Source organism: Enterobacter sp. K16B, from assembly GCF_020216105.1.
GTDB classification, from domain to species: domain Bacteria; phylum Pseudomonadota; class Gammaproteobacteria; order Enterobacterales; family Enterobacteriaceae; genus Enterobacter; species Enterobacter sichuanensis.
The window spans coordinates 57,937-71,036 of sequence record NZ_JAIWJZ010000080.1 but is presented as its reverse complement, the minus strand read 5'-3'; the positions used below and the strand labels follow the sequence as shown (position 1 = coordinate 71,036).

13 protein-coding genes and 1 tRNA gene are annotated in these 13,100 nt (G+C 53.7%); 6 read left to right on the top strand and 8 right to left on the bottom strand.

The window, feature by feature from the left end; genetic code table 11:
- A partial coding sequence (locus LDK53_RS15230) for a hypothetical protein (protein ID WP_225287495.1) occupies positions 1 to 254 on the top strand: 254 nt, incomplete at its 5' end.
- A gap of 79 nt (positions 255 to 333) precedes the next feature.
- Positions 334 to 1,680, top strand: coding sequence for an argininosuccinate synthase (argG, locus tag LDK53_RS15225; protein ID WP_024906366.1), 1,347 nt, complete (start codon positions 334 to 336; stop codon positions 1,678 to 1,680).
- A 186-nt stretch (positions 1,681 to 1,866) separates the two neighbouring features.
- On the opposite strand, the gene LDK53_RS15220 is transcribed toward argG, so the two are convergent.
- The 6 genes from LDK53_RS15220 to rlmE all read right to left on the bottom strand — a co-directional run bounded on the left by LDK53_RS15220 (position 1,867) and on the right by rlmE (position 7,459).
- Positions 1,867 to 1,953: transfer RNA gene (locus LDK53_RS15220), tRNA-Leu, on the bottom strand.
- A gap of 9 nt (positions 1,954 to 1,962) precedes the next feature.
- Entirely contained in the window at positions 1,963 to 2,295 is a 333-nt protein-coding gene (gene secG / locus LDK53_RS15215; RefSeq protein ID WP_045284760.1) for a preprotein translocase subunit SecG, read from the bottom strand.
- A 223-nt stretch (positions 2,296 to 2,518) separates the two neighbouring features.
- Positions 2,519 to 3,856, bottom strand: a complete 1,338-nt coding sequence (glmM, locus tag LDK53_RS15210; protein ID WP_025756711.1) for a phosphoglucosamine mutase — start codon at positions 3,854 to 3,856, stop codon at positions 2,519 to 2,521.
- Entirely contained in the window at positions 3,849 to 4,697 is an 849-nt protein-coding gene (folP, locus tag LDK53_RS15205) for a dihydropteroate synthase (protein ID WP_025756710.1), read from the bottom strand. The genes glmM and folP overlap by 8 nt, the downstream gene beginning before the upstream one ends.
- Before the next feature lie 98 nt (positions 4,698 to 4,795).
- Positions 4,796 to 6,730 carry an ATP-dependent zinc metalloprotease FtsH gene (gene ftsH, locus LDK53_RS15200; RefSeq protein WP_013098921.1) on the bottom strand — a complete coding sequence of 645 codons (1,935 nt, stop codon included), beginning with the start codon at positions 6,728 to 6,730 and terminating at the stop codon, positions 4,796 to 4,798.
- 102 nt (positions 6,731 to 6,832) lie between these two features.
- Positions 6,833 to 7,459 carry a 23S rRNA (uridine(2552)-2'-O)-methyltransferase RlmE gene (gene rlmE, locus LDK53_RS15195; protein ID WP_003861812.1) on the bottom strand — a complete coding sequence of 209 codons (627 nt, stop codon included), beginning with the start codon at positions 7,457 to 7,459 and terminating at the stop codon, positions 6,833 to 6,835.
- A 127-nt stretch (positions 7,460 to 7,586) separates the two neighbouring features.
- On the opposite strand from rlmE, the gene yhbY reads away from it, so the two are divergent.
- Entirely contained in the window at positions 7,587 to 7,880 is a 294-nt protein-coding gene (gene yhbY / locus LDK53_RS15190; protein ID WP_003861814.1) for a ribosome assembly RNA-binding protein YhbY, read from the top strand.
- 151 nt (positions 7,881 to 8,031) lie between these two features.
- Here yhbY and greA read toward each other — a convergent pair whose 3' ends face one another.
- Positions 8,032 to 8,508: a transcription elongation factor GreA gene (greA, locus tag LDK53_RS15185; protein ID WP_025756709.1), complete on the bottom strand. Its 477-nt coding sequence runs from the start codon at positions 8,506 to 8,508 to the stop codon at positions 8,032 to 8,034.
- Between the two features lie 227 nt (positions 8,509 to 8,735).
- Here greA and dacB point away from each other — a divergent pair, with 227 nt between their 5' ends.
- From dacB to pmrB, 3 genes are read left to right on the top strand one after another with little or no spacing between them, the layout of a single operon-like run.
- The gene (gene dacB / locus LDK53_RS15180) at positions 8,736 to 10,169 is read left to right on the top strand and encodes a serine-type D-Ala-D-Ala carboxypeptidase (protein ID WP_225287494.1); all 1,434 of its coding nucleotides are present in this window, start codon (positions 8,736 to 8,738) and stop codon (positions 10,167 to 10,169) included.
- A gap of 2 nt (positions 10,170 to 10,171) precedes the next feature.
- The gene (gene pmrA, locus LDK53_RS15175; RefSeq protein ID WP_025756707.1) at positions 10,172 to 10,834 is read left to right on the top strand and encodes a two-component system response regulator PmrA; all 663 of its coding nucleotides are present in this window, start codon (positions 10,172 to 10,174) and stop codon (positions 10,832 to 10,834) included.
- The gene (gene pmrB / locus LDK53_RS15170) at positions 10,831 to 11,874 is read left to right on the top strand and encodes a two-component system sensor histidine kinase PmrB (protein WP_225287493.1); all 1,044 of its coding nucleotides are present in this window, start codon (positions 10,831 to 10,833) and stop codon (positions 11,872 to 11,874) included. The genes pmrA and pmrB overlap by 4 nt, the downstream gene beginning before the upstream one ends.
- 37 nt (positions 11,875 to 11,911) lie before the next feature.
- On the opposite strand, the gene cgtA is transcribed toward pmrB, so the two are convergent.
- Positions 11,912 to 13,087 (bottom strand): Obg family GTPase CgtA, encoded by a 1,176-nt coding sequence (gene cgtA, locus LDK53_RS15165; protein ID WP_045284746.1) that lies wholly within the window; start codon positions 13,085 to 13,087, stop codon positions 11,912 to 11,914.
- Positions 13,088 to 13,100 lie beyond the last annotated feature (13 nt).

Sequence of the window (13,100 nt, the reverse complement as noted above, 5' to 3'; positions counted from 1 at the left end):
CTTCGGGTTATGAGCCCGACGAGCTACCAGGCTGCTCCACCCCGCGCCTGAAACGTGGCAAATTCTACGCGTTTTGGACAGAATTTGCAAATAATGCTGGGATTTGGTACCGAAGACGGGACGTAAAATCGGCGTTTAGTATATTGATAGTTGACCCCACCTGTCAAGGCGACATCCGCCAGACAGAACAGACCAAAATTTTTACAAAAAACGCACGAGTCTCTTCCGGTCTTCGCCAAAAGATGATTAAATGAATACTCACTTATTTTGCATAAAAATGCACAAGAGAGCGAAAGCGGTCTCTAATCAGTCAATCAAGCAGGGTTTTATTCTATGACGACGATTCTGAAGCATCTTCCGGTAGGACAACGTATTGGCATCGCTTTCTCAGGCGGCCTGGATACCAGCGCTGCACTGCTGTGGATGCGCCAGAAGGGAGCGGTTCCGTATGCATATACTGCGAACCTGGGTCAGCCGGATGAGGACGACTATGATGCCATTCCTCGTCGCGCAAAAGAGTATGGTGCAGAGAACGCGCGCCTGATTGACTGCCGTAAGCAACTGGTCGCTGAAGGTATCGCGGCTATTCAGTGCGGCGCGTTCCATAACACCACCGGCGGCCTGACCTATTTCAACACCACTCCGCTGGGCCGTGCGGTCACCGGCACCATGCTGGTTGCCGCCATGAAAGAAGACGGTGTAAACATCTGGGGTGACGGTAGCACCTATAAAGGCAACGATATCGAACGTTTCTATCGTTATGGCCTGCTGACCAACGCCGAACTGCAGATTTACAAACCCTGGCTGGATACCGACTTCATCGACGAGTTGGGTGGCCGTCATGAGATGTCTGAGTTTATGATCGCCTGCGGTTTTGACTATAAGATGTCAGTCGAGAAGGCCTACTCTACCGACTCGAACATGCTGGGTGCGACGCACGAAGCAAAAGATCTGGAATTCCTGAACTCCAGCGTGAAGATCGTTAATCCGATCATGGGCGTGAAGTTCTGGGATGAGAATGTCAAAATCCAGGCCGAAGAAGTGACCGTGCGTTTCGAACGCGGCCATCCGGTGGCGCTGAACGGTAAAACCTTCTCTGATGATGTTGAACTGATGCTGGAAGCTAACCGTATTGGTGGCCGTCACGGTCTGGGCATGAGCGATCAGATTGAAAACCGTATCATCGAAGCGAAAAGCCGTGGCATCTACGAAGCCCCGGGCATGGCGCTGCTGCACATCGCTTACGAGCGTCTGCTGACCGGTATTCACAACGAAGACACCATCGAGCAGTATCACTCTCATGGCCGTCAGTTGGGTAAATTACTGTATCAGGGTCGCTGGTTTGATCCACAGGCGCTGATGTTGCGTGATGCCCTGCAGCGTTGGGTGGCAAGTGCGATTACGGGTGAAGTGACTCTGGAACTGCGTCGCGGGAATGACTACTCCATCCTGAACACCGTGTCTGACAATCTGACTTACAAAGCAGAGCGTCTGACCATGGAGAAAGGCGAATCCGTGTTCTCGCCGGACGATCGTATTGGCCAGCTCACTATGCGTAACCTGGATATCACCGATACCCGTGAGAAGCTGTTCAACTACGTTGAGAACGGTTTGCTGTCAGCCAGTTCCGGTAATGGCCTGCCGCAGGTTGAAAACCTGGAGCACAGCGATAAGAAATAATCGCTGATGTAGCATGCAAAAGGCGTCCTGGGGACGCCTTTTTTATTTGGTCTTTCGTAGGGCGGGTAAGCGCAGCGCCACCCGCCATTTTGCCCGGTGGCGCTGCGCTTACCGGGCCTACGGAAAACAACACATAATCTACAGACGAAAAAAAAGACGCCTTTCGACGTCTTTCTTCTGGAATATTGGTACCGAGGATGGGACTCGAACCCACAAGCCCGTTAGGGCACTACCACCTCAAGGTAGCGTGTCTACCAATTCCACCACCTCGGTACAGAATACTTAGTGCGGGATATCGCTGGTTGGCTTAGCCGGTGCAGCTGGCTGAGTCTGCTCAGTTTTAGCTGGCGCGCTCAGGTTTTCCCACTCGCTTCCTTTGTTGGTCTTGTTGCTATTGATATTGCCAAGCACCAGACTGATGATGAAGAACAGCGTAGCCAGAATCGCCGTTGTGCGGGTCATGAAGTTCGCAGAACCACTTGAACCGAACAGCGTACCGGAAGCGCCTGCTCCGAAGGAGGCTCCCATATCAGCGCCTTTACCTTGCTGCAGCATGATCAGCGCTACGAGAGCGATGGCTACAATAAGGAAAACAACTAAAAGAGCTTCGTACATAATCAACCTGTTCCTTGCGGATTTGCCGCATACCAATGCTTCGACCAATTAGCAGGATTTTTGTTTCCCACTGAAGCGGGTGTGAATACTAACCAAAGCGAATGACCTTCGCAAGGGCATTTTCGACGCATTGTATCAACTGCGGAAAAAAACAGCAAAAAGCCATTAATTGCTTAAAACCAAGGCGGCAAACGCCGCCTTTTTAATCATTTAGTGTGCACGGTTATGCAGCTTTTACGGCATCCGCAATACGGTGCGCAAATTCCGTCACCTGCGCTTCGTCTTCGCCCTCTACCATCACGCGGATCAGCGGTTCAGTACCAGACTTACGCAGCAGAACGCGCCCACGGCTGCCAAGCGCGGCTTCAACCTCAGCCATTACCGCTTTCACATTTTCACTTTCCAGCGGATCGCCTTTGCCGGCGGTGAAGCGCACGTTTACCAGCACCTGCGGGAACATTTTCATGCCGCTGCAGAGATCCTGCAGGGTCATATGGTTACGTGCCATGGCGGCAACGACCTGCAGCGCGGCCACGATACCGTCACCGGTGGTCGTTTTGTCCAGCAGGATCACGTGGCCGGAGTTTTCAGCACCGATACGCCAGCCCTTCTCCTGAAGTTTCTCCAGCACATAGCGGTCGCCCACTTTCGCGCGGACAAACGGGATCCCAAGCTGTTTCAGCGCCAGTTCCAGACCCATGTTACTCATCAGGGTCCCCACCGCGCCGCCGCGTAGCTGACCCTGACGCAGACCTTCACGCGCGATGATATACAGGATCTGGTCGCCGTCGACTTTATTCCCTTCGTGGTCGACCATGATCACACGATCACCGTCACCGTCCAGCGCAATACCCAGATCGGCTTTCTCCGCCAGCACGCGCGCCTGGAGAGCACGAACGTCCGTCGCACCGACCTGTTCGTTAATGTTCAGACCATCCGGCTCACAACCGATAGCGATCACTTTCGCACCCAGCTCGCGGAAGACATTCGGAGCGATGTGGTAGGTCGCACCGTTTGCACAGTCCACCACAATTTTGAGGTGCGCCAGGCTCAGCTCATTCGGGAACGTACCTTTGCAGAATTCAATGTAACGACCCGCTGCATCGACAATACGGTTCGCTTTCCCCAGCTCAGCGGAATCTACACAGGTGATCTCTTTTTCCATTTCGGCTTCAATGGCTTCTTCCACTTCGTCCGGCAGCTTGGTGCCATCGATAGAGAAGAATTTGATGCCGTTGTCATAGAACGGGTTGTGAGAAGCAGAAATGACAATCCCCGCTTCCGCGCGGAAGGTGCGGGTCAGATACGCGACAGCAGGCGTTGGCATTGGCCCTGTAAAGGAGGCAGAAAGACCTGCAGCCGCCAGACCGGCTTCCAGCGCAGACTCCAGCATATAACCCGAAATGCGGGTATCTTTACCGATAATGATCTTACGGGAACCATGACGTGCCAGTACCTTGCCAGCGGCCCAGCCAAGCTTCAGGACAAAGTCAGGGGTGATTGGCGCATCGCCTACCCGGCCACGGATACCATCGGTACCAAAATATTTACGATTACTCATAGCGTTTGTTTTCCTTCGCTGCCAGTGTGGCTTCCACCACACGCATGGCTTCTACTGTTTCTTTGACGTCATGGACACGAATAATGTGCGCCCCCTGCATCGCCGCAATCACCGCGCAGGCCAGACTCCCGCTCAGGCGCTCACTCGGACCGACATTAAGCAACTGCCCAATCATCGACTTTCTCGACATACCTACCAGCAGCGGCAGGCCGAAATGATGAAACTCTGATAAGCGTGCAAGCAACGCATAATTGTGTGAGAGATTTTTACCGAAACCGAACCCCGGGTCGAGCAGCAATTTCTCTTTTGGGATGCCCGCACGTTCACAACGTGCGATGTGCTCAATAAAGAAGCGATTTACATCAGCAAAGACGTCGTCATACTTCGGCGCATCCTGCATCGTTTTCGGCTGACCCTGCATATGCATCAGACAAACCGGCAGCCCGGTTTCCGCGGCCGCTTCAATCGCCCCCGGCTCTGTCAGTGAACGAATATCATTAATAATGTGAGCACCCACTCTCGCCACTTCACGAATCACCTCAGGTTTGGAGGTATCGACGGAGATCCATACCTCAAAGCGCTGGGCGATGGCTTCAACCACAGGCACCACGCGTGCCAGCTCTTCTTCCACCGAAACATCTGCCGCACCAGGTCGTGTCGACTCACCGCCAACGTCAATAATGGTGGCGCCCGCGTTGATCATTAAATTGGCGTGCTTAACCGCCTCGATCAGGGTGTTATGCGTGCCGCCATCTGAGAAGGAGTCAGGGGTAACATTCAGGATCCCCATCACATGAGGATGTGAAAGATCGAGATGCGAGTCCTGGGCGAATAGTTTCATGTCTAAATCCCTGGTATTAATGTGGTTTAACAGAAAAGAAAAACCCCGGAGCAAGCTCCAGGGTTTGAGGTACAGACAAACATTTCAACAGCAGTGACTTACTTATCGCCCAACTGTTCTGACATGGTGTTGCCCGGGTTCGGCGTACGCGGTTCATCAACCGGACGCGGCGCACGCGGAGTGCCATTGTTGTCAGAATTGTTGGAAGCGCCTGGGTCTTCCCAGCCTGCTGGCGGACGCACTTCGCGGCGAGCCATCAGGTCGTCAATCTGCGGAGCATCGATGGTCTCATATTTCATGAGCGCATCTTTCATCGAATGCAGGATGTCCATATTGTCGTTCAGGATCTGACGTGCGCGACCATAGTTACGTTCAATCAGCGCTTTCACTTCCTGGTCGATGATACGAGCTGTTTCATCGGACATATGTTTCGCTTTCGCCACGGAGCGGCCCAGGAACACTTCACCCTCTTCCTCTGCATACAGCAGCGGACCGAGTTTGTCGGAGAAGCCCCACTGAGTCACCATGTTACGCGCCAGGTTTGTCGCGACTTTAATGTCGTTGGACGCACCGGTAGAAACATGTTCTGGCCCGTAGATGATCTCTTCCGCCAGACGACCACCGTAAAGGGTCGAAATCTGGCTTTCCAGTTTCTGACGGCTGGCGCTGATCGCGTCGCCTTCAGGCAGGAAGAAGGTCACACCCAGCGCACGGCCGCGTGGAATAATCGTCACTTTATGCACCGGATCGTGTTCCGGCACCAGGCGACCGATAATCGCATGGCCTGCTTCGTGGTATGCAGTGGACTCTTTCTGCGCTTCCGTCATCACCATGGAGCGACGTTCCGCACCCATCATGATTTTGTCTTTCGCTTTCTCGAACTCCACCATCGACACCACGCGCTTGTTACCGCGAGCGGCAAACAGTGCAGCTTCGTTGACCAGGTTAGCCAGGTCCGCACCGGAGAAGCCCGGGGTACCGCGCGCAATAATTGCCGCATCGATATCTGGTGCCAGCGGTACGCGACGCATATGGACTTTCAGAATCTGTTCACGACCGCGAACATCCGGCAGACCGACAACAACCTGACGGTCGAAACGGCCTGGACGCAGCAGCGCAGGGTCAAGAACGTCCGGACGGTTAGTCGCCGCGATAACGATGATACCTTCGTTACCTTCGAAGCCGTCCATCTCAACCAGCATCTGGTTCAGGGTCTGCTCACGTTCATCGTGACCACCGCCAAGGCCCGCGCCACGCTGGCGGCCTACGGCGTCGATTTCATCGATAAAGATAATGCACGGTGCTGCCTTCTTAGCCTGCTCGAACATGTCACGCACACGAGATGCACCAACACCCACGAACATTTCGACGAAGTCAGAACCTGAAATAGTAAAGAACGGCACCTTCGCTTCACCCGCGATGGCTTTCGCCAGCAGGGTTTTACCGGTACCCGGAGGACCAACCATCAGAACGCCTTTCGGGATCTTACCGCCCAGTTTCTGGAAACGGCTCGGCTCACGCAGGTATTCAACCAGTTCACCCACTTCTTCTTTCGCTTCGTCACAACCGGCGACGTCAGCAAATGTGGTCTTGATCTGATCTTCCGTCAGCATACGCGCCTTGCTCTTACCGAACGACATGGCACCTTTGCCACCACCGCCCTGCATCTGGCGCATAAAGAAGATCCAGACGCCGATAAGAAGCAGCATCGGGAACCAGGAAATGAAGATAGAAGCCAGCAGGCTTGGTTCTTCTGGCGGCTCGCCTACAACTTTGACGTTTTTGGTCAGAAGGTTATCAAGCAGCTTAGGATCGTTCACCGGGATGTAAGTCGTGTAACGGTTACTATCTTTCTTGGTAACGTTGATCTCACGTCCGTTGATACGCGCTTCGCGAACCTGGTCCTGATTGACCTCCTGCAGGAAGGTAGAATAATCCACCTTGCGGCCATTCGACTCGCTGGGCCCAAAGCTCTGGAATACTGACATCAGCACAACGGCAATGACCAGCCAGAGTATTAGGTTTTTCGCCATGTCACTCAAGGGATTAACCTCATATTACAACTGTGTTAAAAACAGCGTCAGGATACTCTATATCCAGTTTCATTCAAACTTTCGCCTGAAATCTACCGGTTATCATTTTCGCCCGGTCGCTACAATATACACTTCACGGGAACGGGCCCGGGAAGAGTCCGGCTTACGAACTTTGACCTTCGCAAACAGGGAGCGAATTTCCTTAAGATACTCCTCGAAACCTTCGCCCTGAAACACCTTCACAACAAAACTACCACCAGGCGCTAGTACATCACGACACATTTCTAACGCTAGCTCCACCAGATACATGGCGCGGGGGATATCCACCGCCGGTGTTCCACACATATTTGGTGCCATATCTGACATGACAACCTGGACCTTACTGTCACCTACACGATCAAGTAACGCTTTCAGCACTAATTCATCACGAAAGTCGCCCTGAAGGAAGTCGACACCGACGATGGGATCCATTGGTAAAAGATCGCACGCGATGATTCGGCCCGTTCCGCCGATCTGCGTTACCGCATACTGGGACCATCCGCCAGGTGCTGCTCCGAGGTCGACAACCGTCATCCCCGGCTTAAAAAGTTTGTCACTTTGCTGTATTTCATCAAGTTTAAACCAGGCACGGGAACGCAACCCCTTTTTCTGTGCCTGTTGAACATATTTATCGCTAAAGTGTTCCTGAAGCCAGCGGCTGGAGCTGGCAGAACGCTTTTTACCTGTCATTTAACATTTCCGTCCTGGTTCATCGTTGCTTGCCTGTGACGTAAATTTCTACGCAGCTATTTGGCGATATAAGGGAGATGGCGGTAGAATGAACCGTTTTCAATCCCAACGTAAGCAAAAATATACGATGAATCTGAGTACTAAACAAAAACAGCACCTTAAAGGTCTGGCACATCCGCTCAAGCCTGTAGTGATGCTTGGCAACAATGGTTTGACCGAAGGGGTGCTTGCCGAGATTGAACAAGCGCTGGAACACCACGAGCTGATCAAGGTGAAAATCGCCTCTGAAGACAGAGACACTAAAAACCTGATCGTGGAAGCCATCGTGCGCGAAACCGGCGCCTGTAATGTACAGGTCATCGGTAAAACGCTGGTGCTCTATCGCCCATCTAAAGAGCGTAAAATCTCGCTGCCACGCTAAGGATATCCTGAATCAAACACATTTTCTGTGTTAAACGAGGGATTTCTGTCAGCGGGTGAGCAAAATGCCATGCTCCTTGAGTTGTTAAAAGGCCGCTATGCGGCCTTTTTCCTTTCTTTACAATGTATCAACATCTTTGCAGAGAGGCGAATTACAGGTACTCAACCTTGATAATTTCGTATTCCACTTCGCCGCCAGGGGTGCGGATGGTGACAACATCATCCTGCTCTTTGCCAATCAGGCCGCGAGCAATGGGTGAGTTCACCGAAATCAGGTTCTGTTTAAAGTCGGCTTCATCGTCACCCACGATACGATACGTTTGCTCTTCGTCGGTATCCAGGTTCAGCACGGTAACCGTTGAGCCGAAGATCACGCGGCCATTGTTAGGCATTTTGGTAATATCGATAACCTGCGCATTCGACAGCTTCGCTTCGATATCTTTAATACGCCCTTCACAGAAACCCTGCTGCTCACGCGCCGCGTGGTATTCAGCATTCTCTTTCAGGTCGCCATGCTCACGCGCTTCCGCGATAGCGGCGATGATTTCAGGGCGGCGAACGGATTTCAGGAAATCCAGCTCTTCGCGCAGTTTTTCGGCACCACGTAAGGTCATCGGAATAGCTTGCATTTGTTATACCTCTTAAACATTCCTGTTGGGAGCAGTGTTCCCTGCCCCGGCCCTCAAGAGCAGGCCAGAAGCAAAAAGAAAACCGACCCGGGAGCAACGCCCCAGGTCAGCAGCAATTTTCAATTTGATACGCATTTTACCGCGAAGTTCACTATGGGTCATCGTTTACTTTGCAGTGCCATGCACCGTAGTATGACGGTTTGTTTTCGGGTTGTTAGCGCGAGATTATGCGATTTTCCAGATTTATCATCGGATTGACTACCAGTATAACGTTCAGCGTTCAGGCCGCGAATGTTGATGAGTATATTAATCAACTGCCCGCAGGTGCCAACCTTGCCTTGATGGTGCAAAAGGTCGGGGCGCAGACGCCGGAGATTGACTACCATAGTCAACAGATGGCCCTGCCTGCCAGCACCCAGAAGGTGATCACTGCGCTTGCCGCCCTCCTTCAGCTTGGTCCTGACTTCCGCTTTACCACCACGCTTGAGACCAAAGGCAAGGTCGAAAATGGCGAGCTGAGAGGCGATCTGATCGCCCGTTTTGGCGGCGATCCGACCTTTAAACGCCAGGATATCCGTAATATGGTGGCGGTGCTGAAAAAATCGGGCGTGCAGAAGATTGATGGCAACGTACTGATCGACACCTCCATTTTTGCCAGCCACGATAAAGCCCCCGGCTGGCCGTGGAATGACATGACGCAATGCTTTAGCGCCCCACCCGCCGCCGCGATTGTTGACCGAAACTGCTTCTCGGTTTCACTTTACAGCGCTCCCAAACCGGATGATTTAGCGTTTATCCGCGTGGCGTCTTATTACCCGGTCACGATGTTCAGCCAGGTCCGCACGCTGGCCAAGGGCTCTCCGGATGCACAGTATTGCGAACTGGATGTGGTGCCCGGCGATCTTAATCGCTTCACGCTTACCGGCTGCCTGACGCAGCGTGCCGATCCACTGCCGCTGGCCTTCGCCATCCAGGATGGCGCAAGCTACGCAGGCGCCATTCTTAAGGACGAACTGAAACAGGCAGGGATCACCTATACCGGTACCCTGCTGCGCCAGACGCAGGTTAATCAACCCGGCACGGTTATCGCCAGCAAACAGTCTGAGCCGTTGCACGATCTGCTAAGGATCATGCTGAAGAAGTCTGACAATATGATCGCTGACACGGTGTTCCGCATGATTGGTCACGCGCGCTTTGGCGTTCCTGGAACCTGGCGTGCAGGTTCCGATGCAGTCCGTCAGATCTTACGTCAGCAGGCGGGAATCGATCTGGGTAATACTATCGCTGTCGATGGCTCCGGGTTATCGCGACACAATTTGATCGCCCCGGCAACCATGATGCAAGTGCTTCAGTACATTGCTCAACATGACACTGAGCTAAACTTTATCTCGATGCTGCCGCTCGCCGGGCATGACGGTTCACTTCAATACCGGGCCGGCCTTCACGCTGCCGGCGTTGATGGTAAAGTGTCAGCCAAAACAGGTTCACTGCAAGGGGTATACAACCTTGCAGGCTTCATCACTACCGCCAGCGGACAGCGCATGGCATTCGTGCAGTATCTTTCCGGCTATGCCGTCGAACCGACCGACCAGCGCAACCGCCGTATCCCACTGGTTCGCTTCGAAAGCAGGCTTTATAAGGACATCTACCAGAATAACTAGCGATGAAACTACTTATAGTTGAAGACGATCTGTTATTACAGGAAGGGCTGGCGCTTGCGCTGGCCAGTGAAGGATATGCCCTCGACTGCGCCGCCACGGCGGCGGAGGCCGATGCCCTGATCCAGAGCGGCGAATACAGTCTGGTGATCCTCGATTTAGGTTTACCGGATAAAGACGGCGCGACGCTGCTCACCCAGTGGCGCCGCCGCGGCATCGCTAATCCGGTGTTGATCCTGACGGCACGCGATGCCATTGAAGATCGTATTACCGGCCTTGATGCTGGAGCCGATGATTATCTGGTGAAGCCCTTTGCTCTGGCAGAGTTGCAGGCGCGCGTCCGGGCCCTAATCCGCCGTTATCAGGGACACAGTGATAACTTACTCACCGACGGCGATATCACGCTGAATCTGCAAACCCAGCAGGTCCTGCGCCAGTCCCAGCCGGTAGAAGTCACGCCCAAAGAGTTTGCCCTGCTTACGCGCCTGATTATGCGCAGCGGACAGACGGTGCACCGTGAAACCCTCCAGCAGGATATCTACTCCTGGCAGGACGATCCGGGGTCGAATACCCTTGAGGTTCATATCCATAATCTGCGTCGTAAGCTCGGGAAAGACAGGATCAAAACCGTCCGCGGCGTGGGTTACCGTCTGGAGAGTCAGAAATGAACAGCATGCGTCGGCGGTTAATGGTCCTGCTGGCGGTGATACTGTTGTTTTTCCAGCTGATCAGCGTGATCTGGCTCTGGCATGAAAGCCGCGAGCAGATCGGTTTTCTGGTCAACGAAACATTGTCTGCCAAATCACGTAATAACCATGTCGAGAAAGAGATCCGTGAAGCGATTGCCTCGCTGCTGGTCCCTTCCCTGGTGATGGTCGGCTTCACCCTGTTATTCTCCTTCTGGGCCGTCACCTGGATAACCCGGCCCCTGAATAAACTGCGTGCCAGTCTGGCGAATCGTTCGGCGGATAACCTGACCCCGCTTCCGATGTACTCTGACATGGAAGAAATTGGCGCCGTCACCACCTCTCTCAATCAGCTGCTTGCCCGGCTGGATCATACCATTCAACAAGAGAGGCTGTTTACCGCCGACGCCGCACACGAGCTGCGAACGCCCCTCGCCGGGATCAGGCTGCATCTGGAACTCATGGCGCAGTCAGGCGCGCCGCAGGCCGCGACATTGATAACCCGTATCGATCAGTTGATGCACACGATTGAACAGTTGCTGATGCTGGCGCGCGCCGGGCAGGCGATGGCGAGCGGTCACTACGAGACGGTGAACTGGACAGACACGATTATTACGCCGCTTGGCCTTGAGCATGAAGCCAAAGAGCATACGGTCATTTGGCCGCCTAAAAGTGCGCTCACGGTGCAGGGAGACGCTGTGCTTCTGCGTCTTATGCTGCGCAACCTGCTTGAAAATGCCGGACGTTACAGCCCTGCAGGGACAACCATCACAGTGACATTATCCGCGCAGGGCGGCGGAACGCAGGTCAGCGTTATCGATCAGGGGCCCGGTATCGATGAAGCGCACCGACAGTCAATCACAGAACCGTTCCGCCGTCTCGACCAACGCTATGGTGGCAGTGGCCTGGGCCTGAGCATCGTGCAGCGTATCCTGCAGCTTCATCATGGAAAACTGACGCTGGAGAATGGCGAGAAAGGCGGTCTCATTGCCAGTTGCTGGCTGCCGGCAACGTTAGAATAAAAAAAGCCCCTGAATCAACAGGGGCCTTTCACGACGATTAGTGCTTGTAGATGAACTCGACGCCTTCTTCGTCGTCTTCATCCCAGTCATCGTCCCAGTCTTCATCATCCTCTTCCGCTTCCAGCTCTTCGAGCTGCTGGCGGTGGTAGTCATCCCACATGAATTCGACTTTTTCTGGCTGTTTGGCTTCTTCCGCCTGAACAACTGGGTTCTCGATGATGAAGGTCATCACATCCCAGCATAGATCTTTCACGCCAACCTGGCTTGCGGCGGAGATAAGATAGTATTTATCTTCCCAGCCCATCGCTTCAGCAATGGCTTTCGCTTTTGCTTCCGCTTCAGCTTTATCCATCAGGTCAATTTTGTTAAAGACCAGCCAGCGCGGTTTGTTCGCCAGTTTTTCGCTGTATTTCTCCAGCTCGCCGACGATGATACGGGCATTTTCTACCGGATCGGAACCGTCAATTGGATCGATATCGATCAGGTGCAGCAGGACGCGGCAACGCTCAAGGTGTTTCAGGAAGCGGATACCCAGACCGGCACCTTCCGCTGCGCCTTCAATCAGACCCGGAATATCGGCAACCACGAAGCTCTTCTCGTTATCCATACGAACAACGCCCAGGCTTGGCACCAGGGTCGTAAACGGATAGTCCGCCACTTTTGGTTTCGCAGCAGAGACGGCACGAATAAACGTCGATTTGCCCGCGTTTGGCATCCCGAGCATGCCCACGTCTGCCAGAAGCATCAACTCCAGCTGCAGATCGCGCTTATCGCCCGGTGTGCCCATGGTTTTCTGACGTGGCGTACGGTTAACAGATGATTTAAAACGGCTGTTGCCCAGACCGTGCCAGCCACCTTTAGCGACCATCAGGCGCTGACCGTGTTTGGTCATGTCACCCATGGTTTCACCGGTCCCCTGGTCAATCACACGCGTACCGACAGGCACCTTAATGGTGACGTCTTTTCCGCGTTTGCCGGTACAGTCACGGCTCTGGCCGTTCTGACCACGTTCAGCGCGGAAGGATTTTTCAAAACGGTAATCGATCAGCGTGTTGAGGTTCTCATCCGCCTCCAGCCACACGTCACCACCATCCCCGCCGTCGCCGCCGTCAGGGCCGCCACGAGGGATATACTTTTCACGGCGGAAGCTCACGCAACCGTTGCCGCCATCACCAGCCACGACAAGGATCGTCGCTTCATCAACAAACTTCATTTTACACTCCGTA